Origin of the sequence: Vibrio sp. MEBiC08052 (assembly GCF_001506075.1) — a bacterium.
In the GTDB taxonomy this organism is placed as follows: domain Bacteria; phylum Pseudomonadota; class Gammaproteobacteria; order Enterobacterales; family Vibrionaceae; genus Vibrio.
Window position 1 is genome coordinate 1,591,050 of the sequence record NZ_KQ947475.1, and the last position, 24,828, is coordinate 1,615,877.

Sequence of the window (24,828 nt, forward strand, 5' to 3'; positions counted from 1 at the left end):
GAGTTTTCAGCTATACAATTATATGAAGCTGTTTATTCGTCTGGTTGGTGGCGTTTGATAGCGATGATTTGAAAGGATTACGCTGCAATAGAGAATAATCTCTTTTTCTCACGGGCATCTAGTGGTATTTTCTATTTGTAATATTATAACGTCACCTCCATATTCATATTGTAGTGGGGACGTAGTGTGAAATGTTTTGATTGTTATCGATATGGAAATATCTGAGTAAGAGAGTACTGATATGGCGGATGTCCGAGCCAGAGTGGATTTAAAAGTTGGAGCAAAAAGTGATATTGATGCTGAGATCCTCTCTTTTAACGGTTTGAATACAGATAAAGAACACGTTGCTTTGATTTTTAAATCTGCAGACTTAAATCAAGAAATTCCTTTAGTGAGAATGCATTCAGAGTGTCTGACGGGTGATGTTTTTCACTCATCAAGATGTGATTGTGGTGAACAACTAGAAGAAACTATCACTAAAATGGGAGAATCTGGTGGAATCATCCTTTACCTTCGCCAAGAAGGGCGAGGAATTGGTTTATATAATAAAATTGATGCGTATCGACTTCAAAGTCAGGGGTTAAATACTTACGAAGCAAACCGAAAACTTGGTTTTGATGACGATCTCAGAGAGTTTTCTGAAGCTGCCCAAATGCTAAAGGCTCTGAATATCACTAAGATTCGTTTAGTCACCAACAATCCCAAGAAAGTGGATGACTTGAAAGCACGCGGCATTGAAATTGTCGAGATTGTTCATACAGCAGCCCATATTAAAGCTGGTAATGCCAACTATCTGAAAGCGAAAGTCAGTTATGGTAAGCATAAACTCTCATTGTGAGTGAAGCCATTGAACTGGATTGTCATGCCATCGTCTCATCGATGTTTTTACATGTTTTGACGTTATCGATTATAGAGTGGAAATATTGCCTCTGCGTTCATTGCGACAGGAAAGAGTGATTAGTGATTCTCAGACCTGAATTTGTAGTGAGTGCAGGAGGCTATTTGAATGGATGATTTGTCGCTGAGCCAATCCTTGTCAAACCTATCTTGGAGTGTCATAGTTCACTGAAATTTGGCTTAATAAGGAAAAATATGTCTCTTCAGTATCAAATAGTCCCCGTAACGGCTTTTGCTCAGAATTGTTCAATTGTTTGGTGTGATGAAACAATGAAGGGCATCGTGATTGACCCCGGTGGTGATGAAAAGCATCTTGCGGAAGTGATTCAGGGGTTAGGTGTACAGATTGTCCACATTGTTTTAACACATGGACACCTCGATCATGTTGGTGGTACTCAGATGCTGCAACAATCGCTTGGCGCTGTCGATATTATTGGCCCTCATCAGGCTGATCGGTTTTGGCTGCAAGAACTGGAACAGCAAAGTCAGATGTTTGGTTTTCCCCAGACGACATCATTTGACCCCGATCAGTGGTTGAATGAGGGAGATTCGGTTTCTTTTGGGCAGCAAGTACTTCAGGTTTATCACACACCGGGTCATACGCCGGGTCATATCTGTCTGTTCAGTGAATCAGCAAAGATTGCCTTTGTCGGTGATGTTTTGTTTCAGGGAAGTATCGGAAGAACGGACTTTCCTCAAGGTGACTTCGAGACATTGATTCGTTCGATCAAAACTAAGCTTTGGCCATTGGGTAATGATGTTACGTTTATTCCCGGTCATGGTCCACAGTCAACATTTGGTCATGAACGTGCTTCAAATCCTTTTGTTGCTGATGAAATGCCACTCTATTAATTAGGAGGATGATTAACGGGGCTGCTCCGGTTCTGCCGCAGCAATATAGCGTCTTGTCATCCCAATCAGTTCATCGCCTTGAATTCCCAAATCACTCATAGGAATGAATATATCGTATCCATGGTAATTTCTTTGGTAGCTCATCCGGTTTGCCAGCATCGCCAGTAAACCGGAATATAACTGCCCGTCTGATGATTTATATACACTCGGATCCAGAACAATATCTTCAAACTCAGAGAGTCGGACATGATGTTGTTTCATGCCTAGATAGAGTAATCCGCGCTGAGAGAGTAAAATTTCACTGATAATTCGCGGACAAATACTGTCAAGGTAGGGTGAATAGGACTTCAGGCGGATACCGACCCATGGTAGCGGTTGATGCCAGCCATCAATATTGTAAGTGCATTGGTTAATTTCTTGGATATTATTCCACTTGACCACCCAACCGCCCCGAAATGTATGTTGTTGGAAGTGGGTTGCGGTTAGCGTATAGCGCACCTGACTTTTGCGGATTAGCCAATAGAGCAGAACAGCGATCCCCGAGAATAATGCGGTATAAACCAAAGCCAGAGAGAATGAGTTTGCCGTCATGATGATAAGCAGGGCGGCGGTAGCATACGCAATCATTGTTAAGCGCACAGAGCGCTGGTGAAAATCAAATTCAAAATTCGAAAGATGAATCGTCTGCATATCTGTTCCACAATCATTTTAGTTCTATGTTCTTTCCTCAACTGGCTAATGCCACCCATACCTGAAGAAAGCGAATATCCAGAAGAAATAAGACTTGGGAGCTGACACTCTGAAGCTATCTGAATATAGTATCGTCAAGTATTCTGAAGATACAGTGTTCCTGTCTCATTGTTGGTTTATCGAAGCCGTTTTGCTCAGGTTTTAATCATATCGGGCCTAAAAGTTAACTTTTCATACCAAATCATTTCTGCTGTCTATAAATTAGGGCAAAATTTTGATATAAACCACACTTTGTTTAATGAATACTGTCTCGGCAGTTGTAATGGAGAATATTCGATGAGACTTGCTCATAAGCGTAATGTGCAGAATAAGCTGCAAAAACGCATGAAAGCCTTTGCTGTAAACCCGACTTTAAAACAGCCTGAAATGAAGACACAGACCCCAGTTTCTTCGAGTCAGCCAAAGGTAGCGAAAATCGTCAACGAAAATCTCACCCCGAAGCAGACTCAAGTGCTAGAAATTGTGACTCAACATGCTGATGGGATTAATCCGAAAAGCATAGGGCTAGAAGCGGGTCAAGAAGATACAAAAGCGGCTAGTTGGGCAACAGGGGCACTGAAAAAACTTTTAGAAGACAATCTTGTTGAGAAAGTGCAACTGGCCGGAAATAAGGTGCTTTATAAACGCGCTTAAACCTGATGCATGCTGAAAAGATCCAGTTGTGATGCTATTCTGCTGGATCTTTTAGAAAAATCAAGGAATTGTGCTACTGTTAATTGGTTATTCGTGGTTCAGAATACTGCCGATTTCTAACATCGGTGCCACATCAATATTATCTGCTTTCATCATTGCTGAAAGACGCTGAATCGAAGAGAGTAGTAGTGTTTGTTCCCACTCTTCCAACTGTTGGAACTGAGAAACAAAATTATCCTGTAAAGGCTGAGGTGCTTTGTGGAGCAGCTCTTGGCCGAACTCCGTCAGATGTGCATGAACTTTTCTCTTGTCTGTTACGCTACGAACGCGGCGCACATAACCATTCCTTTCCAGACGATCAAGAATAGTTGTTGCCGTAGCCTGACTCATATTTGTATTACGAGAAAGCTCACGTATCGTGACTTCACCTAACTGTTCGATTGAGCGCATCAGAATCAGTTGTGGCCCAGTGAGTCCTGCAATTTTGCTTAATTTTTTTGAGTGAAGGTCAATAGCTCGGATGATCTGGCGTATAGCAACCAGTACTTCTTCATGTTTTTCCAAAATCAATATCCAGACTTTGAGTGATTACTAATATTTTATACGGATGACAATAACGCGGACATTACCTTACTTATTCACAGAAGAAAAGTATTGATGTCATCATTTTCTTTGTAATTATCTCTAGAAAAGAAGGTTACAGAAAGTATTTTTGCTGAGCTTCCCCAGATGATAAAGAATGACACGAATATCATTTTGTTGCAATGCAGTTATTTGTGACACTGTAGCATAAGGTTTTTACGATATTGTAATCTATATTAAATATTAGTACACAAAACAAATGCATTGGTAAGCAATCTGGATGTGTTGTGATTTTAACCATAAAATTCTATATTATCTATTTTTTAGGCTATATTTTAACCATTTGATGGCGTTATTGATCTGTTTAAGATAAATTGTTCTACGACCATTACGTATTGTTTATGGTGTGTTCAGATGATTTTTAGCTGGTTTTTCCTAAGGATAAGCAATAATAATTTGAAGGCTAAATCATAAAGAGGGGAATTATGACCAAAGGTATTGATAAATATAGTATCGACAGTACAGATTATACTGTCGGGCAGGATAATGTGCAGAAATGGGGGTTTGATATCCATAACCCTGTGTTTGGTATTAGCGCAGGACTGATCCTGCTGTTCCTGATTGCAACGTTAATCGCTGATCCTGAAACTGCAAAATCTTTTTTAGATGGTATCAAATGGAAAATCATCGGCAACTTTGACTGGCTATTTATTTGGTCTGGTAATATTTTTGTGGTTTTCTGTTTGGCTCTTGTGGTTTCACCATTTGGTAAAATTCGTTTGGGTGGTCAATCAGCGACGGCCGATTATTCTTATATCTCTTGGCTAGCGATGCTATTTGCTGCCGGTATGGGGATAGGCCTGATGTTCTGGAGTGTTGCTGAACCTGTCGCTTACTATACCGGATGGTATAAAACGCCGCTAAATGTTGCAGCATATTCACCGGAGGCTGCAAAGCTTGCTTTAGGAGCAACCATGTTCCACTGGGGATTACATCCTTGGGCGATTTATGGTGTTGTCGCTCTGTCACTCGCATTCTTCTGTTATAACAAAGGCTTGCCGTTATCGATCCGCTCAATCTTTTATCCGTTACTCGGTGATCGTGCTTGGGGATGGCCCGGACATCTGGTCGATATCCTTGCTGTCGTTGCAACGTTATTCGGATTAGCGACATCATTAGGGCTTGGTGCGCAACAGGCCGCGAGTGGGATTCATCATGTCTTCGGGATTGATGCCGGAATCGGGTTACAGATTGTCGTTATTATTGCTGTAACCATGTTGGCCGTTATTTCAGTGGTTCGTGGTATTGATGGCGGTGTGAAAGTCATTTCAAATATCAATATGATCATCGCTTTCTTGCTACTGGCCGCTGTGGGTTTGATTGGCTATGCTGTTACGTTTGATTCAATTAAAACAACATTACTTGCCTATATCGAAAATATTGTTTCTTTGAGTAATCCTCATGGCCGTGAAGATGAAGCATGGTTCCAAGGCTGGACTGTATTCTACTGGGCTTGGTGGATCTCTTGGTCGCCATTTGTCGGTATGTTTATTGCCCGAGTTTCAAAAGGTCGTACTGTAAGAGAATTTATCACCGCAGTACTCTTTGTTCCCACGCTTGTGACAGTGGTTTGGATGTCTGTATTTGGTGGCATGGCGATCGATCAAGTGGTTCATCAAGTCGGTGAACTGGGCCATCAAGGTATTACTGACGTTTCGCTGGCAATGTTCCAGATGTTTGATGTCTTGCCTTACGGCAAAATACTTTCTTTAATTGGTGTTGTGTTAGTTCTGGTATTCTTTATTACCTCTTCTGACTCCGGTTCACTGGTTATTGATAGTATTACTGCAGGTGGTAAGGTTGATGCACCTGTTCCTCAGAGAATCTTCTGGGCTTCGATTGAAGGGGCCATCGCAATTGCATTGCTATGGATTGGTGGAACGGAAGCGGTTCAGGCATTACAAGCAGGTGCCATTTCGACAGCGCTGCCATTCACATTTGTCCTGCTTATGATGTGTGTCAGTCTGGTTATGGGAATGAAAACCGAGCGATTAAATTAAATTGATTGTTTCGGGTGTTTTGAAAAAGTCGGCTTATGCCGGCTTTTTTTCTGTCTGAGTAAAGCCATCGGGCGAGATGTAGCTGAGATTATGTCTCGTCAAATGGCTCTTGTCTTGATACCTGACGCACTTGATGGGACCGTCAGGTATGGGTTCCGTTGTGAGCGATTTCAGCAAATTCTTTGCGGATTGCTAGGAGGGATTTATATCCAAAAGTCACTGATCGGCCGAGAGCAATCATAGTGATTGGCAATCTGTGCCTGAAGGAGTTCTGCCGTAGCGAGTGCATCGAACAGTGCATCATGCAGTGGATAGAGTGGCAGCCCGTAACGCTCCCGCGTATTTCCTAAGCGTACTGACGGTTTCTTTTTAAAACTGTTCATCAGATTGAGAATACCACCGGATTGCTGTACCAAAATTCGTTCTTCGATATTCATAGTATCAACGACCGGAAACTCAATGCCTTCTTGAATTCTCTTTTTTAGTGCCTGATCGAAAAACTGTCGTTCTATCGGATAGTAATGCACGACAACTATTTTCCCCGCCATAAGATGGAGAATTTCGTCAAGAAACTCGTTTAAATCAGGGGCATCCATGATATCCGTATGCGTGATACCATGAACAATGATGGAAGATTCTTTCAAGGGACGGCGAGGTTTCACCAGCCAATGTTTAGATTGACTCAGTTTTATTCGATCCAGCGTAAAAGGCACCGCGCCAATTGTCACGATTTCATCTTTGGCCGGATTCAGCCCTGTGGTTTCAAAATCAAGAGCCAGAAACTTGACTTCCTTAATCGGGGTATCGCCATCTGGCAGTAATTGTTGATAAAAATAACTGAGAGACGGGTGCGTGCCCCGTTTCTGCTTGAGTTGATACTTTTTTTGCCAGTCAATGCTGGGAGCTTTCAATAATTTTTTTAGCATTTTATGATGAACGTGGTGAACTGTTAGCTTTATAACGATATTTCAAAAAGTTTTGCGCATTGCTCAAAATTTGAAATGCATCTTTCAGGTTACGTCGTTCAAAGTCCGAGAGATTTTCCGGCTCAATATTGTTGTCCGGTTCAATACGATTCTCAACATCGTAGGCCTGATGGCGGATACGCACCATTGAAATAAATTCAAGCGCATCTCTGAGGTTTTCACCACCGCCTTTTGGAAGCAGACCGGATTCGATAATATCATCCAATCGCTCAAATGAATTTTTCGCATGGGAGCCAATCGCCAGAGCATGAACTCGAATAACATCGGCCAACGGTGCCGTCCCGCGTCGTTTTAAGTTGATGGAGTTGTTGTGGCGACCATCTTTTTCCATCACAAAGTTTTTGAAAAATCCCAGTGGCGGGGTGCGGTTCAACGCATTCCGGGCCAGACAGGCGAGAAAGCGCGGACTTCTTTGGGCACGTCTGACAATAAAGCGATTGAGTTGTTCTGCCCAGCGAGTTTGTCCGTAGACGCCATCCAGATCGAAAAAAATCGATGCATTCAATAGGGCTTTGGGGTTCGGGTCATCAATCCAATCGGAGAAGCAGACTTCCCACTCCTGACGGGTCATCCGCCACATCGGATTCGTTGCCATGATATCACCGGTACAATAGCTATAACCGCAACGAGCGAGAGCGTCACAGACGAACTGAGAAAGTTTACTGAAATAGGCGTCATGTTTGTTCGCATCATAACGATTGTCGAGAATAACCGCGTTATCCTGATCCGTGACTACCAGTTGTTCATCTCTTCCCATTGAGCCGAGTGCCAGAAAACAGTAGGGGATCGGCGGCGGACCATATTCTGCTTCCGCCAGCTCAATAATGCGTTGTTTAAAACTTCTGCCGATCACTGACATCGCGGTGCCAATCATATGGGCATTGGCATCTTCATTGACCAGCCGAACAAAACTCTCTTTAACCTGCTCGGCAATGGTAACCAAATCATCCACACTATTTTGATGGAAGATGCTACTGACTAACAACAGCGAGTTTTGTGACTGATAACGAACCAAATCGGTTGTTTCGAGTATGCCTAACGGCTTGTTCTCTTTCAGGATGGGTAAATGGTGAATTTGATGACGTAACATGACCATCATGGCTTCATAAACATAAGCGTTATGATCAAGTGTCAACAGCTCAGTTGTCATCACTTCACAAATCGGGCGCTGGGGGGAAATGGCACTTGCCAACACGCGAGTACAGAGATCTCGGTCAGTGATGATACCTAATTGCGGTTTGTCATCATGGTCATCCGCCTCAGTTTGCTCGGTATTTAAAATGAGCAGGGCAGAGACATTTTCTTCGGCCATTGTTTGTGCAGTTTCATGGATAGATGTTTCCGGTGAGATCCAGATAGCTTCCCCGGTAAGCAAATTCTTGACTTTGGCGGTGGAAAGATCATTGGTTTCTGAAGTACTGGAAATTGCATGACGTAGTCTGGTTTTATCGTTGACCTCGACAAAGTCAGCAAAAACTTCGTAATGCTCATACAGTGACTGGAACAGCGATTCCGGAATCCGATAAACCAGTGTATCTTCAATCGCCGTGACAGGAAAAACGACCTTGTTATTGGTTAATAATCCCATTTGACCAAATAGGTCGCCTTGTGAGAGACGGTTGTATAGTTCACCTTTGCGTCGATAGACTTCGACAGCGCCACTGCGGATCATAAATAGTTCCTGAATCGCGTCGCCGCTTTGAATGATCGGGGTTCCTTTACGAAAATAGGTGATTTCTATCTGTTGAATGATTTCTTCAAGGACAGCGTCTTCAAACTCGTTGAATGGTGGGTACTGGGCAAAAAATTGTTTAATTTCCAATAATTCTGTATGCATGTAGGTTTCCCTATGACGGGCATTTTTATCATCATAACAGGAAGGTACACTTGGTTCGATGGAAGAGAATGAAATTGTTAAAAGAAAGTAAATTAAGGATGAGTGAAAAAAGCCCGGCTTATGCCGGGCTGCACATTAAAATCAAGAATGATGTAATGAGGTTTTTCGTGTTTTCAGAAGACTGAGAATGACACTGATAAGTGGGCTGATGAGTAGTAAAACTGCCAGTGATGTAAATGCAAACGTAATCGGTCTTTCCCAGAGGAATCTGAGTTCGCCATCACTGATCATCAGGGCTCGCCGGAGGTTTTCTTCCATAAGTCCGCCGAGGATGAATCCAAGTAATAAAGGGGCCAGTGGAAAATTCGCCAGTCTTAACAAGATGGCACCGATCGCGATCAAAATCATGATGAAGACATCCATGGTATTGAACGACACAAGATAGACGCCGGTAATGGAGAAAAACAGAATCATCGGCAGTAGAACGGTTCTCGGTACAGCCAGCAGACGCGAAATATAAGGAATCAGCGGAAGATTCAAAATAATTAACACGATATTGCCGAAGTACATGGAAATAATTACTGACCAGAACACATCCGGATGTTCAACAAATAAGCGGGGTCCGGGTTGAATACCATAAGCAATGAGTGCACCGAGCATAATGGCTGTGGTGCCTGAACCGGGGATACCGAGTGTCAGCAGCGGTACGAATGAACCACTGGAAGCTGCATTGTTGGCCGACTCCGGTGCAACGAGACCACGAATTGAGCCATTGCCGAATAATCTCTGCTTGTCTTTAGGTGCCAGATTTCGTTCCATACCATAACTGAGGAATGCTGCGATGGTCGCACCTGCTCCGGGTAAAACACCGGTAAAGAACCCCAAAATCGAAGAGCGTACAGCAACCGGCGCTGCTTCTTTAAACTCTTCTTTACTGATCTTCATACTCCCGAGTTCACTCATTTTTTGAGTTTCAGTATGACGCGTATCAGCATCTGGCTTCAGGATTCCCATTAACGTTTCACCTAAGGCAAACGTGGCCATCGCCAGCATCAGAAAACTAAATCCGTCCATCAGATCCGTTAAACCAAAGGTAAATCGTTCAACACCAATACCTTTATCAATCCCAACAGTAGAAAGCATCAGGCCTAAGACGGTCATCATCCATGCTTTCAATACCTGCCCTTTGCCGGCAAAAGCAGCGACTGCTGACAGCCCCACTAACATCAGTGCGAAATAATCGGCTGACTGAAAACTGAGTGAGACGCTGGCTAGTGCCGGGGCTGCAAACAGTAACATGATCGCGGAGAGTGTTCCCCCTGTGAACGAAGAGTAGGCCGCCAGTGCTAACGCTTTGCCAGCTTGTCCTTTTTGAGCCATCGGGTATCCGTCAAAAGCGGTGACGACGGTCGATGAACAACCCGGCGCATTAATTAAAATCGATGAAGTCGAGCCACCAAAGATTGCACCGTAGTAGACGCCAGCCATCAGAATCAAACCGGAAGAAGGGTCCAGTCCATAAGTAATCGGGATCATCAGTGCTATCGCTGAAATCGGTCCCAATCCCGGTAACATGCCGATAAATGTTCCAACAAAACATCCGACAACCACCATCATCAGATTCATCGGCAGGACTGCTGTGCTGAGTCCCTGAAGAATTCCATCTAACATTACGGTCTCCTTACCAGATGGTGAAAATGACACCGGGTTCCAGATAAATATCCAGACCTTGGGTCAGCAACAGATAAAAGCTTAAGACAAAGGGAAATGACGCGCCGAACAGGATTTTTTTACGTCGTTCGCCTAACAGATAAAACCCGATAGCCAGAAAGAGCGTTGTGGCGATCACAAAGCCGACATAGGTCAGTCCAATGCCATAAAACGTCATTAAAACCAGAAAGCTAGTCAGTAACTTCCAGTTAAATTGGATGACAGCACCGCTTTTTTTATCGGGTTGTCCGGTGACGAGCAGTGCAACGGAAAGAATGATGCCGATATAAGTGAGTAATATCGGTAATGTTCTGGCGGTAAAGGGTTCGTATTCGTCTCCGGGAAACATTGGAATATTGAAGGTTTGATAACCATAAACCAGACAAAGCGCGAGAAAGATCAATGCACCGACTCTGTCGCGACATAACAAATATTCACTTGAGAGCAGTGGATTTATTTTCGTAGACATTATCCTACTCCATTCGGTATTAGGGGGTCATATACAGGCAGCCTGGACGGGGGGGAATCTCAACAAAGGATTCAGCAAACCTGTATATGACAGTTGGTGTTCTAATTAGGGGGGGAATTATTGGATAAAGCCTAATTCACGCATCAGGGTTCCCATTTGTTTTTCCTGTGCTTCAAGAAAAGCATTGAATTCTGGTGCCGGCTTATAGTTATCGATCCAACCGTTTCGGTCCCGAAGTGTTTTCCATTCCGGTGTTTGGTACATTTTTTCCAGAACTCTGTCCCATTCCGCCACTTTTTCTTTGCTTATTCCCGGTGCTGCAAAGAAGCCGCGCCAGTTGGCAAAAACCGTTGGATTACCATACTCTGTTAATGTCGGAATATCTGGTGCAGAAGGGATACGTTCCGGTGCGGTGACTGCCACAATTCTGATTTGCCCGGCTTTTGACATTTCAAGCACTTCACCTAATCCGGTTGAAAGGAGCTGTGTTTCTCCGGATAGCAGGGCAGCCATCGCCTTACCCCCGGCATCATATGCGATGTAACGAACCGTTCTCGGATCGAAGTTTTCCCCCTTGAATGCTTCAGCTACGACCAGGTGATCCATGCTTCCTCGGGCTGATCCTCCTGCAATCTTGATTTTCCGGGGGTTGGCTTGGAAATCGGCAACAATATCCTTCCACGTTTTATATTTTGAATCAGCACGCACGACAATGGCACTGTAATCAGAAACAATTGAAGCGACAGGAGTCATATCTCGAAACGAATGAGGGAAAACACCAGAAAGGGAGCGGACAACAATCGGGCTAGAGTTAACCATCAGGGTGTCTTGCTGGCGGTCTGCCGTTTCAATCAGATGGGCAATCGCTTTGCCGCCACCGCCTCCGGACATGTTTTGAAAAGAGACGTTATCAATAAGCTTGGATTTAAATAACACATCACCTGTTCCTCGCGCGGTCATGTCCCAGCCTCCCCCGGCACCTCCGGGAACCAGAAAATGGATTTCCTCAATTTCTGCAGCCAGTGTACTGATGGAAAAGCCAGCGGCGAGCATGGATATGATCAGGCGGGTTTTCAGTTGCTTCATAATTCACGTTCCTTTTGCAGTGTGCAATTGATGCTTTATTCGCTTTATTGTTTGTATTGATAGATCACTTCATTCGCGATTGCATGACAAAAGTTATACAAATGTTAATTATTTGTCCCGTTTATGGTAATAAAAGTGAATAATGAGTATTAAGAATATTTTGTTTATATTGGTCATAGCCTGTAATGCGTTGAATCAATCACAGTTATTCGTGATGTTACTCTTAACAATGTTAGATAAGTGTTAATGTACTGCTTCGTTTCCGGAGGTACATATGACATGGAATGAGATTAGTTTCCGTAAACGGATGTTGATCATCATGACGTTTTCAGGACTAGTTGAGTTGCTGATTCTGGCATTGGCCGGTTTTTCTTATATTCGCCATCAGCAAGAAGAAGATATGGGGCAGAAGGCATTGCGTGTTGCAACTTTCTTGTCTGAATCCCCTGCAGTAATGGAGATGATTCGTCAGGAAGATACCAGCCAGCAACAATATTACCGTGATCTGACTTATATGATCGGGGCTGCATTTATTGTGATTGGTAATCGTCAGGGGATTCGGTTGGTTCACCCGTTGGGGCAGCGGATTGGTCTGCCGATGGTTGGGGGGGACAATCAAAAAGCACTGCAAGAAGGGCAGTCTTACATCTCGTTTGCACATGGCTCTTTAGGCCGTTCAGTGCGGGGAAAATCTGCGGTTATTGATGCATCGGGTCATATCATTGGTGTGGTGTCAGTCGGCTATCTGATTGAGCGATTGCAAGATAGGGTTGAACCCTATTTGCACTATCTATTGATTATTGTGGTACTGGTGGTCGTTGTGAACGGACTCATTTCTGGATATATATCTCAGCGTTTTCAAAAAGCTATTTTAGGTTTCGAGCCTGAAGAGATCGGCCGCCTCTACGGAGAACTTGATGTCACGATGAGCACGTTAAAAGAAGGCATTCTGAGTATTGATGAAAAGGGGTATCTTCGCTCAATCAACCGAAGTGCCTGCAAAATTCTCGGGATTGATAAAAGCAAGGCGCTGAATCGTTTATTAACGGATTCGCTACATGACAGTAATCTCTACACCTTGTTGGAAACCGGGCAAACCGATAGTGATATTGAGTTATATCTCAATCATCAATGGCTGATTGCCAACCGGAGCCCGATTGTTGTCGATGGGCGTGTCGTTGGTGCCGTTGCCAGCTTTCGGTTGCGTGATGAAATTAATGATTTGACCGAGCAGCTTTCCCAAACGAAAGCTTATGCGGAGCTATTAAGATCGCAGACGCATGAACATAGAAATAAGCTAAACACAATCAGTGGCTTAGTTCAAATGGGAGAGCTGGAAGCCGTTCAACAGCTTATTGGCCAGGAAACAGCACATTATCAGACATTGATCGAGTTTTTGCGTGGTGCGATTAAAGATCCGTTGATCGCGGGAATGTTGCTGGGTAAAAGTGAACGGGCACGGGAATTGTCGTTGGAGCTGCAGGTTGAAGAGGGGACGACGCTGGATACATTACCTGAGCACCTCCATGCCGAAGATGTTGTGACGATATTGGGGAATTTAATTGATAATGCTTTTGAAGCGGTATTGACATCGGTACGGCAAAGTAAACACATTGCTTATGAGCGGCGTATTATTGATGTGTCGATCAGTGATTATGGCAATGAGATTATTCTGGAAGTGGATGATCAAGGATGTGGTCTGCCGGAGGGGGTCAGTGTCGATATGCTGACAGAAAGGGGCGTATCAAGTAAAAGCCATCAGGGACGAGGGGTTGGATTGTTTCTGGTGCAGCAGTTGACTGACAGATATCACGGACAGTTGGAAATGTTCGATAAAAAAGGAAATGGCACAAGAATGACGGTTTATTTGCCCAAGGAACCATTGATATGAATACCAGAGTCATGATTATTGAAGATGATGTGGTGATTGCTCAGCTTCATCAGCGTTATTTGGAACAAATCGGTGGATTCGAGGTCGTCGGCATTGCAACCAATAAAATAGAGGCTGAGATACAACTGTCACTTCTTGCACCGGATTTGGTTCTTTTAGATGTTTATTTACCTGATGGAACTGGATTGGATATTCTGCAGCAGTCGAGAAACAATCAGGATCAGTGTGATGTTATTTTGATTACGGCAGCTAGGGATGTCGGCACATTACAACAGGCAATGCGTTATGGTGTGGTTGACTATTTACTGAAACCTATCGTGTTTTCCCGACTTGAATCAGCGATGCAAAAGTATCAGCTACTACGGCAACAGTTGACGGAAGCGGGGGGGCTTGATCAGGGATTGGTGGATAAAATGCTCTCGAGCTCGACAGGGGCGTCAACAACATGTGTGGAGAAACTTCCGAAAGGGATTGATGCAGTGACTCTGGATAAAATCCGCAAACTTTTTCAAGACAATGTCTCGCTGACTGCGGATGAGGCCGGCGAACAAATTGGAGCAAGCCGAACCACTGCCAGACGTTATCTGGAGTATCTGAATGGTACCGGGGAGCTTATCTCTGACGTTAACTACGGGACTGTGGGCCGCCCTGAACGTTGCTATCAACGTAAAAGGGGTAAATAAAATAGAGGATGGCAAAATATTCAGTGGGCCGTTGGCCCACTGAGCGTATCAAGAAGAGATGTTTACAAGATGAGATACGGATTTTAAGCAGCAGGGGAGAGCTGTGTTAAGAAATGGTCAATATGCTGTCCCACCTCTGCGGGAGTTGAAGCCCGTCTCATCCGTTCCATCGAAGGGAGCTGATTATTTTGGAAATATTCAGCTGAAACAAAGGCATCACTGGCATGATAGCGTAATGTATCTTGATCGGCTGAGCCGTCGCCAACAATAATAAACTTCCCCGTGGTTTTATGCTGACTTTTCCATTGCTCTATTACCTGTACTTTTCCTTTTGAGGAAAGTAATGGGGAAGGTCGTATACTGAGCACTCTATTTCCTAGCCAGATAAAACGATTTGCAGTGAGTTGATCGTATTGAATCTCCCATGCATCTAATAAAGGTGCAATCCATTCCGTATAACCGCCGGAAATAACATGTAGTTTGACACCTTTGTCGGTCAGCGAACGAAATGTTTCTTTTAATATGGGATCTAAAGCATCCACCCGGCTTGCGACATACTGATCGATCGTTTGTCTAGTGACAAACATCGCAGTTCTGAGCATGATCAATTTCTCTTGCCAAGTTGCACGCCCGGCAAATGCACGGGGTGCGATTTCTGCCAGATACCGCATTGTTTTATCACCGCCTTTCTTATGGCTCAATGCGATTTTCAAGACTTCTACCGTACTCTCTTCCGGAAGTAACGTATTATCAAAATCAAAGATGACATTCATAACTGCTTTAACTGCTCTTTGTAACTATATTTATCGTCTCTGGTCCAGTGGGTCGCCGGTATATTGAGATAGTCAGCAACAGCCTGTTGGACAGTGTCTGCAAATTCTTGTGGTGCTTGCTCCCGAGAGTAGTGAAGTTTGTCCAGATAGGCCACTTCAAAATGGATATAGGGCATCATGAGAATCGTCATGAAGCGGACATACCCCGGAGACATCATCGGACTTGGAGACAGTCCAAAAGGGAGTCTGACTTTTAAAGCGACCGGAACCACTGGTTGTCCTCGGATCATAAACTCAGGACGAAACCGGAATAGGGCTTGCCCGTTATTGAGTGTGGCTTCTGGGGTGATGTATAGTGCGTGTTTTTCCGGCGTTTTATTCCACTCCCTAAAGCACTGTACTAACTGCCGTTGGTTTCTGACCAGCCAATAGCTGGAATTTGAGCCTTTAAATAAGATGTAGCCAACGAATTTACCTAGTGGACTATCCGCTTTATCAATCATCAGTGTTGCGTGTGGCATTGCCAAACCCGGAATATGATCAAAAATACTGACATGCGGTGATGCGACGACACATCCGGCAGTATGCTGACCCACCGCTTCCGGTGTCATATTACAGCGCACTTGTATACCTAACAGTCGGATGAAGACCCGATATACCGATTTTCTTTTTGCATGAGGAAATATCGGAAATACAAGCCCGTAAGTACCAATCAGCAACAGACGAAATAGCAATAATAACAATCCGAATGGCATATATAGAACTGTCAATGCTGAAAAATGGTTCCACAATTTCACATCACATAATGTTGAGATAGGGACATCTTGGCGTAACGTGGGTTGCTCAATATTTTGCATGTACTGTTTCCCGTGCTTCTTGTTTTTGAATGTACTGATATAGCTTTTGAGCAGTACTTTCGTTTTTGTCTCTGACCTTGAAAAAATTATCCCGGTCATAGTCAATCTTGAGGTGGTCACCGAACGGGGTGGAGACAATCCGGCACTGATCACGGTCAAGATTGAGGTATTTCAGATTCATCTGAATTGCACGAGTGTGTTTGATGTTTGTGAGTGTATAAACTGATGTAAACCCCAGAACATCAAAGGCCCAGCATAATGCTGCATGTCCCGCCAAATATGTCCAGGGGGTTCCCCAGTATTTTGGTAAATAACGCATACCGAAATTAATCCCAAATTGCTTCTCTTCAAATCCTGCGTACCCCATGAAAGGCGCATTGGCACCTTGAGAAACAACCCAGCGAGCCCATCCTTTCTGTTCCTGATTTTGTCTGAATCGCTCAACTTCATCTTTGATGATATCGATTGTTCTTGCCTGACCGGAAGAAATAAACTTCATATTTTCTTCATCGGAGGCCAGTGTTGCATACCCCTGAATATCCTCATCATTCCACTTGCGCAGCGTGATGCCGTATTTGCTACATATAACGTTATTCATATCTACCTACCGCCAAACTTCAGTTGTTCAATTGTTTATCATCGTCACATTTTTCAATGTGATTCCTAAGGGGTAACAATTGCATAAGCGTGTTACCCAATTCGATGTTTCTACATCTCGTTCTAATACGTTTGTTTTCTGTCCGCCTGTCGACTCATATAACCGAGAACAGATGGAAAAGTCATGAACTCTGGGTGAGGAGCTGAACTCTCTTCGTCTTAGTATGTTTGTAAACATATTCATTACATCATTATTGTTATTGGTATATAAACCCCAACTCATTCAACCAGTCACCAAGTACCGCATGAAAAGCGTAAAAAGCGACGGTTAAACTTTATCGGGTGAATAGTGTTTAGTTAAAATATTCCTTTTTTGAATTAACCATATAAATTTAAGTTATTTGCTCTTGGTTTTAATGTAAATAGTTGCTTATCGTCATAATTGTCAGAAGGGGGAGCGCTGATCTTGATACGGCTAGCAAATCGCTAGGAGGGAAAAGGCGTAGTGGATAAAATATAAAATAAAATAAAATCATCTAAAAAAATAAAAAATGTGCTCTACAGTCTCTAATATGAGAAAATTTTCTTAATTTTTCTTTTATGAGACTGACACCGCTGAACAGAATTATATAAGAATGTTAGCGCTTTCATCTGAATCAATTGGACATATATGATGCTTAATGGTTTTTAATCAGGAAAAAATATGGACATAGTATTTTTCTATGATTTTCCATTTATAGATATCGGTTTTGCAATATGATTGACACGGTTAACCGAGTTCAATAGAGCAGTTGTTATTTATCAGTATGATATACTTTAAAGAAAGAGACTAGTATTGTATTCGCAATGTGTCATCTTATGACACATTGCGAATACATTGTGATTTCCGGTGTGACAACTTTGGGGGTGTTCATGATATTTAGGAGGAACGTGTGACTCAAACGTTAGTGATCGTCGATGTTCAAAATGATTTTTCACCGGCTGGTGCATTGCCTGTGCCTGATGGGGACAGTGTTGTTACTGTAATCAATCGGTTAATGCCTTGTTTTGACCATGTTGTTGCAACGCAAGACTGGCACCCGGCCGGCCACGGTAGCTTCGCGTCCGTACATCATATGTCTCCCGGTGAGATGACTGAACTGAGTGGCATTCAGCAGATTTTATGGCCCGTTCACTGTGTTCAATCATCTTGGGGAGCTGAATTTATTCCCGGATTAGCAACGAGCAATATTGAATATATTGTCTATAAAGGCAGCGATCCTGAGATTGATAGTTACAGTGGGTTCTTTGATAATGGAAAACGGCAGGCAACCGGACTTTTGGATTATTTAAAAGAAATAGATTCAGATGAATTATATATTGTCGGGCTTGCAACAGACTACTGTGTTCTATTTACAGCACTTGATGCAGTTGAACTTGGCTTTAAAACTTATGTAGTTCAGGATGCCTGTCGTGCTGTAAACCTGAATCCTGACGACGAAGATAAAGCGTTGGCGAAAATGGTTAATGCTGGATGTCAGATTATCCAGTCAAGCGATGTGCTGGAGGCTACAAATCTATCACAAGGACATGATGGGTAGTAAGAGCTGTGGGTAACACGTATGAAGCGTATACACATGAAAAGAGCCAGTAACAGGACTGACCCATCCATGGCTTTACTTCCGACGGTATAGTCTTTCGGGTCTGCCAACCCGACCGTGTTGGATGATCGCTTCAAGGAAGCTGGTGGATGTGCAATATTCAAGGTATCGGCGAGCGGTTGTTTTACTGATACCAACCAGCTTCCCCAGTGATTCTGCAGTGTGTGCCACATCGTCTTCTTGGTAAATGACTTTGATCTTATTCAGTGTGAGTTCATCAATACCTTTGGGGAGGTTATCTTGATGGTATTGCGCTTTTGATTGAAAGTTGAGTAATTCGTCGACATGTCTTTGATTGAAATTATCTGCGGCTTTCAAAGAATTGCTATACTTTAAATAACGCTCAAGTGAATCCTGTAGTCGGTCATAGGCAATTGGCTTTAACAGGTAATCGAAAACACCGCAACGAACTGCCTCACGGACGGTTTCCATATCTGAGGCTGCGGTGACAAAAATAACGTCCGGCATGTTGCCACCTGAGATCATTTCTTTTAGTAAATCCAGACCTCGTCCATCGGGAAGAAAATTATCCAATATAATTAATTGTGGTTTTAAAAGGCGGAGCATGTTGCGCGCTTCAGCGAGAGAGCGGGCAACACCAATTGGACGAAACCTAGGCATTTGATTCAGGTAGTAAGTGTGAAAATCAGAAATACTGACTTCATCTTCAACAATCAATACATCAAATACATCCATTATTATGTACTCACGTTAGGGATGAAAATAGAAAAAATGGTACCTTTCGGTTCGGCATGGTCAATCAATATCGTGCCATTGGCCTGAGTAACCAGACGATGAACAAGATATAAACCGATACCATGTCCCGGCTGTTCTTTGCTACTGACGCCTTTGGTAAAAAGTGAATCAGAAATTTCTTCGGAGATACCGGTACCATTGTCCGCTACCTCAATGACGAATTCGTCTGAGGCATCGGTTAAAAGCAGTGAGATAGTTTTATTACTGCTATCGTTTTTTAAAGTAGCTTCAAAGGCATTGTCAAGTAGATTCCCCAAAATTGCGGCCAGTTCGTCGGATGGCATACATTGTGGTTCTTTTTGCATCTGACAGAGCGGATCAAAATCTAACTGTAAACCGAGTTCTTTTGCGCGACTATATTTTCCCAGCAGGAGGCCGGCAACAATACGTGAGCAGAAAGTTTGGGTAATATAATCGATCAGTTGTTGTTGATTTTGGGTTTCTTTCTGAATGGCTTGAATGGCTTCATCATAAGCGCCAATTTGTACTAATCCTCCGATAGTTGATAATCGATTGGTATATTCATGACTGAGCACGCGAAGGTTTTCCGTATGCTGGCGGATTTGTGAAATTTGTGATGTCAGGGTATTGATATCATCTCGTCTCCGGAAACTAACGACCCAGCCAATATGTTTTTCGTGATCCCAAATGTTGACCCGGTTTGCAACCAATGTTTCACCGTTGCAGGTGATCAGCTCATCTTGTTGATCATTGATATCAATCTGACCATGCGGGTTACTCCCCATAAAAAATGAAGCGGGCGTGACGAATTCAGTAATGGCTCTGCTGAGTAAATACTTGGGTGGATGCGCGATGCCCAATGTCTTGAGTGCGCGGCTATTGACCGACAAAATTTCGCCTTGGGTACTGACAGCGATAATGCCTTCATAAACACTTTGTAAGATTGAACTGTGTAAGCGCAGAGATAGGGCAATTTCTTCCGGTTCCATATCGAACATTTGTTGTTTGATATGTTTGGTAAATAACCAAGCACCGAGCATGGATAAAATCAGCAGAGCAAATACGGCATAAAAAAGCGGATAGGAATAAAATGCCAACCAGTCACTGATATTATTCACCAAGTACCCAACGGAGATAACCCCGATAATCTCATTGTGTTGATTAATAATTGCCGACTTCCCACGGATCGCAAATCCTAAACTACCTTTTCTTAAAGACGAATAATATTCCCCGTATTTTAACGCGCGGACGTTATCACCGCCCTGCATCGGAAAACCAACCTTATCTGAGTCAGGGTGAGCCAGTCGAATCCCTTTTTTGTTGCCGACAACAATGAAATCAGCATCGGAGATGGCTTGTAGTTCGTGGACGGTCTGCTGAATGGCTTCAACATTGTGCTGTTCGATGTTTTGAATCAATACTTTATTATGTGCAATCTCTCGAGCCTGAATGACAGCTTTGGTACTAAATTGATGTTCGAGGCTTTCACTAAGCGTGAGATGAAAAAAGACCGTGACCAGTATTAATTGAATAGAAATAACAAAAATAAGCAGAAGTGCAACCCTGAGTCGGAATGAAAGCTTCTGACATATATGTGTATGAGCGGCTTGAAAGATCGTTTTGAGCATAACGTTATAAAGGCTGATTGTTATCAAAGGCTGTAGTTATCAGGTGATTATATCGATTCTATGGATGAATAGAATTGACATGTGTGGTTCAAAATTCATTTTAAGTATTGAACCCTCTGTGTTTCCGTAACTGCTCTCTGCATAACCATTGATAAATACAATTCAGTTCGATGGGTTGGTACGGTCATGAACGTGTGATTCGTGCTGTCATATCATGAATGGTTCCAGAAGCGAGGTGTCACGGGTCAGAGCGCGTCGGATGACGCGCTACAAAGAAAGGAAAATCACATAAATATCCCGAATACCACACTGGCGATGATGAGGACAATTCCACCACCAAGACGAGAGGATATTTGGGCGTAAGAGAGTAAGTTCATCCGGTTAGAAGCTGCCAGTACTTCAAGGTCGCCAGAACCACCTCGGTTCGCCATACACAGACCGGCCGTGATTGAAGATTCAACTGGGTAAAATCCCATCATCCAACCACCGAGTGCTGCGCCGAAAATTGCACCGAACACAATGAGTGTCGCGATAATGACATTGATGAAAGTTAAGGCATTCATCACTTCACCCAGATCGGTATAAGCAATACCGACACCGACCATCAAAACCCAGAGCAACTGTTTTGAGAAGAAGGAAGACAGACGTTTTGCACCTTCTTTTATTTCATCAGAGCAAAGACCTGCACCGTTGATGAGTGCAACAATGATGACCATGTAAGCGAATGTATGAATTTTGATATCGCCAAATCCGGGAAGAATATGCTTGGATAGTGAGGCTGATAACGTGTAAACGCAGGCCGCAAGCATGAGACCAATCGCGATTTCGCGAGGGGTGATTGTTGGTGTTTTGACTTCTTCGCCAACATTGAATTTTGACTTGCGTAGCAGTTCTCCGTTACCCGTTAATGAAGGGATTTTCTCTCCTAAACCATTCAGAATTGCTGCTGCAATAATTGCCACAATATTGGCAATGGTAAGAATCGCAATCGCAACCGAGTAGTATTGTTCTTTTGAACCGCCAGTCACGGACTCGTAAATTTCAGACAGAGGAATAGCACCGGCACCATTACCGCCGCCCATGATTGGGAGTACGTACAGCATCATAATTCGATCCACCGGAATACCGAAGATCAAACCCCCCAGAATGCCAAGGATTGATGCACCGGCTACCGCTGCGAGAATCGTTGGAATATAGCCGACTAAGGAACGTAACAGGAGCCTTCTGTTGACTGCCAGAATCGAACCGGTAATTAGTACTGCAATGAATAAGTCGAGGAAGTCAGTTTTTTTCATGACATCAGTGACAGCGGTAATTTCTCTTTGTGTCAGCAGTCCCATATGGACGAACCAGGCTGCGACAAGAAAAATCATCACAGGCGCACCGCCAATATATTTATTGAATATCGGTAGACGTTTACCGAATTCACCGAATATTGCACCGATGACAAACATAAAACAGAAGCCACCGACAATATTGTTAGGCAATGTATCTGTAATGTGTGCAGTCAAAACCACAAGAAATAGTAGGGCAAAAAGATGGAATGGTATGCCGAATATTTTTATTTGTGACAGAAGCGACTGAGCGCTGGGAGCGTCACTTGTTATTCGTAACGTTTTTTCATTCATAATCAATTTCCGTAGGTGGATGTTCAATTTAACAATTTAGATAAAAAAGTGATCCATAATTGTGAAAAAGTTCATTGAATGAAGTGACGTTAAAAACGTCAATGACGTTAATGGTTTTTATTGTTTTTTTTAATTTAAAAACAATAAGATAGGTAATTTAATTCATTAAGTTCATAAAGAGTTTTTAAGCTCGTATATAAAGTGATTCATATCATTATTTTATGAATATAAACACCGCAAACTATGTCGTGATGAATTTAGTTACAGAGGCAGTACGTCATGTTAGACGAGATATCCTTTTCTCGAGTCCCGATTACGAATCGCTGTAAAATAGGAAAAATTCAAACTTTTTTAGCACGTAACGGGTTGGACATTGATGATGATGTGGAATACTTCGTTATCGGAAAACGCGTCTCTGGGCAGATAATCGCGTGTGGGGCGATAGCCGGAAAAGTTTTAAAGTCGATTGCGATTGAAAAGGGATGTCGCGGCAGTGGATTATCACTGACTCTGATGACTGAATTAACCAATTTCGCTTATGAGTTAGGACGCTACAATTTATTTTTGTTTACCAAACCTCAAAATTTTAATTTATTTCGCCAATCTGGTTTTTTTCCGCTTGCGCAAGTCGATGATGCCATGATTCTCATGGAAAATAGTCCGAATCGGTTTCAATCTTACTGCCAACAACTCAAACTGATGAAAGTTGCCGGAGATCGCATCGGTGGCATGATCATGAATGCCAACCCATTCACATTGGGGCATCAATATCTGGTTGAAAAAGCCTGTGCCGAGTGTGATTGGGTCCATTTATTTGTTGTCCGGGAAGAAGGGAAGGATTTTTCTTATATTGAACGACTCAATATGATTCGAGCCGGTACACAACACCTGAAAAATATAACGGTCCATCCGGGTTCGGATTATATGATTTCCAGAGCAACATTCCCGACTTACTTCATCAAAGATCAGAAGAAAATCAATTATTGTCATGCTGCACTGGATCTACAGCTGTTTCGTGACGGAGTCGTTCCCGCTTTAGGGATCACCCACCGATATGTCGGCACAGAACCGCTTTGTCCGGTCACTAACCATTATAACGAGTCGATGCATTACTGGTTGGGGTCACCGATTGCTCGGCCAAATATCATTGAAATTGTAGAAGTCCCTAGAAAGGCTATCGATGGTGAACCTGTGTCCGCGTCCCGAGTACGGCGATTATTGTCTCAGCAACAATATGAGCAGGTTGCGAAACTGGTACCGAAAACCACCTACAAAATCCTATTTAGTGATGACGTTCAGTGTAATAGACCAAAATCTGTTGCGGCTTGAATGGTATCCCATATAAACATTTAAACTTAGAAAGGCCAATCCAATGGAAATTAAACAACCAGCGTTTGCAGGAACTCTGGAGTCCAGTGATCTTCAGGTTCGAATCGCCCCCAATCATGAAGGTGGCATCATTGTTCATCTTGATAGTACGGTTCAGCATCAGTTCGGTGAAATCATCAGACATGTTGTTCTCGATTCTCTACAGCAATTGAAAGTCACCGATGCCATTTTAACGATTGAAGATAAAGGGGCTTTGGATTGTGTGATTCAGGCCCGAGTTCAGGCGGCAGTGATGCGTGCTTGTGGTGTCGAACAGATTGATTGGAGTCTATTGTCATGAGTCGATTACGCAGAAGTATGTTATTTGTGCCGGGTGCGAACGCCGCAATGTTGAGTAATACCTTTATCTACAAGCCGGACGCGATTATGTTCGATCTTGAAGATTCGGTCTCATTACGAGAAAAAGATACTGCGCGTATGTTGGTGTATCGTGCATTACAACATCCGTTATATCAGGATATTGAAACCGTTGTCCGGGTCAATCCGATTGACTCCAGATTTGGCATCAATGATTTAAATGCCGTGGTGAGAGGAGGAGCTGATGTGGTACGTCTTCCTAAAACTGATACGGCTCACGATGTGACGCTGATGGCGAGCCAAATTGAACAAATTGAGAAAGCTTGTGGTCGTGCTGTTGGAAGTACCAAACTCTTGGCTGCAATTGAAAGTGCCCAAGGGATCAACAATGCAGTCGAGATCGCGCACAGCTCCTCCCGACTGATTGGGATTGCGTTGGGGGCTGAAGATTATGTTCGTGATCTGAGAACAAACCGCTCCCCGGAAGGGACGGAGTTACTGTTTGCCCGATGTAGCATTCTTCAGGCTGCTCGAGCTGCCGGTATTATGGCATTTGATACGGTTTACTCGGATGCTAACAATGAAGCAGGGTTTCTCCGCGAGGCTGAGCACATCAAACAGCTTGGATTTGATGGCAAATCACTGATTAACCCACGTCAAATCGATCTACTTCACAATGTCTACGCACCGACCCAAAAAGAGGTCGATTATGCTTATGCCGTCATTGAAGCGGCTGAAGAAGCAGAACAGCAAGGGCTAGGGGTTGTGTCTCTCAACGGTAAAATGGTCGATAGCCCAATCATTGAACGTGCACGCTGGACATTGCAACGTGCTGAATCCGGTATCAAACAATAGAAGGTAGTGTG

Annotated in this window: 23 protein-coding genes; 10 read left to right on the forward strand and 13 right to left on the reverse strand. The window is 43.3% G+C overall.

Annotated elements, in window-relative coordinates:
* Positions 1 to 241 precede the first annotated feature (241 nt).
* Both VRK_RS07015 and VRK_RS07020 read left to right on the forward strand, forming a co-directional pair.
* Positions 242 to 838, forward strand: a complete 597-nt coding sequence (locus tag VRK_RS07015) for a GTP cyclohydrolase II (RefSeq protein WP_059120706.1) — start codon at positions 242 to 244, stop codon at positions 836 to 838.
* 254 nt (positions 839 to 1,092) lie between these two features.
* Complete coding sequence (locus VRK_RS07020) at positions 1,093 to 1,749, forward strand: MBL fold metallo-hydrolase (RefSeq protein ID WP_059120707.1); 657 nt, start codon at positions 1,093 to 1,095, stop codon at positions 1,747 to 1,749.
* A 12-nt stretch (positions 1,750 to 1,761) separates the two neighbouring features.
* Here VRK_RS07020 and VRK_RS07025 read toward each other — a convergent pair whose 3' ends face one another.
* Positions 1,762 to 2,439 (reverse strand): DUF2982 domain-containing protein, encoded by a 678-nt coding sequence (locus VRK_RS07025; protein ID WP_059120708.1) that lies wholly within the window; start codon positions 2,437 to 2,439, stop codon positions 1,762 to 1,764.
* Between the two features lie 336 nt (positions 2,440 to 2,775).
* On the opposite strand from VRK_RS07025, the gene VRK_RS07030 reads away from it, so the two are divergent.
* Entirely contained in the window at positions 2,776 to 3,132 is a 357-nt protein-coding gene (locus VRK_RS07030) for a hypothetical protein (RefSeq protein ID WP_059120709.1), read from the forward strand.
* A gap of 87 nt (positions 3,133 to 3,219) precedes the next feature.
* Here the strand turns inward: VRK_RS07030 and VRK_RS07035 are convergent, their stop codons facing one another.
* Entirely contained in the window at positions 3,220 to 3,696 is a 477-nt protein-coding gene (locus tag VRK_RS07035; RefSeq protein WP_021020369.1) for a MarR family winged helix-turn-helix transcriptional regulator, read from the reverse strand.
* A gap of 503 nt (positions 3,697 to 4,199) precedes the next feature.
* Here VRK_RS07035 and VRK_RS07040 point away from each other — a divergent pair.
* A complete protein-coding gene (locus VRK_RS07040) occupies positions 4,200 to 5,774 on the forward strand; it encodes a BCCT family transporter (RefSeq protein ID WP_059120710.1) in 1,575 nt (524 codons plus the stop codon).
* A gap of 203 nt (positions 5,775 to 5,977) precedes the next feature.
* On the opposite strand, the gene VRK_RS07045 is transcribed toward VRK_RS07040, so the two are convergent.
* From VRK_RS07045 to VRK_RS07065, 5 genes are all read right to left on the reverse strand, one after another.
* A complete protein-coding gene (locus tag VRK_RS07045) occupies positions 5,978 to 6,700 on the reverse strand; it encodes a 3'-5' exonuclease (RefSeq protein ID WP_059120711.1) in 723 nt (240 codons plus the stop codon).
* 1 nt (position 6,701) lies between these two features.
* A complete protein-coding gene (locus tag VRK_RS07050; protein WP_059120712.1) occupies positions 6,702 to 8,597 on the reverse strand; it encodes a DUF294 nucleotidyltransferase-like domain-containing protein in 1,896 nt (631 codons plus the stop codon).
* Between the two features lie 141 nt (positions 8,598 to 8,738).
* Positions 8,739 to 10,268, reverse strand: a complete 1,530-nt coding sequence (locus tag VRK_RS07055) for a tripartite tricarboxylate transporter permease (protein ID WP_059120713.1) — start codon at positions 10,266 to 10,268, stop codon at positions 8,739 to 8,741.
* A gap of 10 nt (positions 10,269 to 10,278) precedes the next feature.
* On the reverse strand, positions 10,279 to 10,776 hold the full coding sequence (locus VRK_RS07060) for a tripartite tricarboxylate transporter TctB family protein (protein WP_059120714.1): 498 nt from the start codon (positions 10,774 to 10,776) through the stop codon (positions 10,279 to 10,281).
* Between the two features lie 117 nt (positions 10,777 to 10,893).
* Positions 10,894 to 11,865 carry a tripartite tricarboxylate transporter substrate binding protein gene (locus VRK_RS07065; protein WP_059120715.1) on the reverse strand — a complete coding sequence of 324 codons (972 nt, stop codon included), beginning with the start codon at positions 11,863 to 11,865 and terminating at the stop codon, positions 10,894 to 10,896.
* A 271-nt stretch (positions 11,866 to 12,136) separates the two neighbouring features.
* Between VRK_RS07065 and VRK_RS07070 the strand changes: the two genes are divergently transcribed.
* Both VRK_RS07070 and VRK_RS07075 read left to right on the forward strand, forming a co-directional pair.
* On the forward strand, positions 12,137 to 13,753 hold the full coding sequence (locus tag VRK_RS07070) for an ATP-binding protein (RefSeq protein ID WP_059120716.1): 1,617 nt from the start codon (positions 12,137 to 12,139) through the stop codon (positions 13,751 to 13,753).
* Complete coding sequence (locus VRK_RS07075; protein WP_059120717.1) at positions 13,750 to 14,436, forward strand: response regulator; 687 nt, start codon at positions 13,750 to 13,752, stop codon at positions 14,434 to 14,436. Before VRK_RS07070 ends, VRK_RS07075 begins: the two co-directional genes overlap by 4 nt.
* An 83-nt stretch (positions 14,437 to 14,519) precedes the next feature.
* Here the strand turns inward: VRK_RS07075 and VRK_RS07080 are convergent, their stop codons facing one another.
* Genes VRK_RS07080 through VRK_RS07090 form a run of 3 tightly spaced genes read right to left on the reverse strand, consistent with a single transcriptional unit; the run spans position 14,520 to position 16,664 of the window.
* Positions 14,520 to 15,209 carry an HAD-IB family phosphatase gene (locus VRK_RS07080; protein ID WP_059120718.1) on the reverse strand — a complete coding sequence of 230 codons (690 nt, stop codon included), beginning with the start codon at positions 15,207 to 15,209 and terminating at the stop codon, positions 14,520 to 14,522.
* A complete protein-coding gene (locus VRK_RS07085; protein ID WP_059120719.1) occupies positions 15,206 to 16,066 on the reverse strand; it encodes a lysophospholipid acyltransferase family protein in 861 nt (286 codons plus the stop codon). Before VRK_RS07085 ends, VRK_RS07080 begins: the two co-directional genes overlap by 4 nt.
* On the reverse strand, positions 16,053 to 16,664 hold the full coding sequence (locus VRK_RS07090; protein WP_082671336.1) for a GNAT family N-acetyltransferase: 612 nt from the start codon (positions 16,662 to 16,664) through the stop codon (positions 16,053 to 16,055). The genes VRK_RS07085 and VRK_RS07090 overlap by 14 nt, the downstream gene beginning before the upstream one ends.
* 931 nt (positions 16,665 to 17,595) lie before the next feature.
* Between VRK_RS07090 and pncA the strand changes: the two genes are divergently transcribed.
* Positions 17,596 to 18,243, forward strand: coding sequence for a bifunctional nicotinamidase/pyrazinamidase (gene pncA, locus VRK_RS07095; RefSeq protein ID WP_059120720.1), 648 nt, complete (start codon positions 17,596 to 17,598; stop codon positions 18,241 to 18,243).
* Positions 18,244 to 18,318: 75 nt separating this feature from the next.
* Here the strand turns inward: pncA and VRK_RS07100 are convergent, their stop codons facing one another.
* From VRK_RS07100 to citS, 3 genes are all read right to left on the reverse strand, one after another.
* The gene (locus tag VRK_RS07100) at positions 18,319 to 19,002 is read right to left on the reverse strand and encodes a response regulator (protein ID WP_059120721.1); all 684 of its coding nucleotides are present in this window, start codon (positions 19,000 to 19,002) and stop codon (positions 18,319 to 18,321) included.
* A complete protein-coding gene (locus tag VRK_RS07105) occupies positions 19,002 to 20,648 on the reverse strand; it encodes an ATP-binding protein (protein ID WP_082671337.1) in 1,647 nt (548 codons plus the stop codon). The genes VRK_RS07100 and VRK_RS07105 overlap by 1 nt, the downstream gene beginning before the upstream one ends.
* A gap of 284 nt (positions 20,649 to 20,932) precedes the next feature.
* Positions 20,933 to 22,276 (reverse strand): citrate/sodium symporter CitS, encoded by a 1,344-nt coding sequence (citS, locus tag VRK_RS07110; RefSeq protein ID WP_059120722.1) that lies wholly within the window; start codon positions 22,274 to 22,276, stop codon positions 20,933 to 20,935.
* Positions 22,277 to 22,555: 279 nt separating this feature from the next.
* On the opposite strand from citS, the gene citC reads away from it, so the two are divergent.
* The 3 genes from citC to citE are packed head-to-tail and all read left to right on the forward strand — an operon-like array spanning position 22,556 to position 24,817.
* Positions 22,556 to 23,605 carry a [citrate (pro-3S)-lyase] ligase gene (citC, locus tag VRK_RS07115; protein ID WP_059120723.1) on the forward strand — a complete coding sequence of 350 codons (1,050 nt, stop codon included), beginning with the start codon at positions 22,556 to 22,558 and terminating at the stop codon, positions 23,603 to 23,605.
* A 43-nt stretch (positions 23,606 to 23,648) separates the two neighbouring features.
* On the forward strand, positions 23,649 to 23,945 hold the full coding sequence (citD, locus tag VRK_RS07120; RefSeq protein ID WP_059120724.1) for a citrate lyase acyl carrier protein: 297 nt from the start codon (positions 23,649 to 23,651) through the stop codon (positions 23,943 to 23,945).
* Entirely contained in the window at positions 23,942 to 24,817 is an 876-nt protein-coding gene (gene citE, locus VRK_RS07125; protein ID WP_059120725.1) for a citrate (pro-3S)-lyase subunit beta, read from the forward strand. Before citD ends, citE begins: the two co-directional genes overlap by 4 nt.
* Positions 24,818 to 24,828 lie beyond the last annotated feature (11 nt).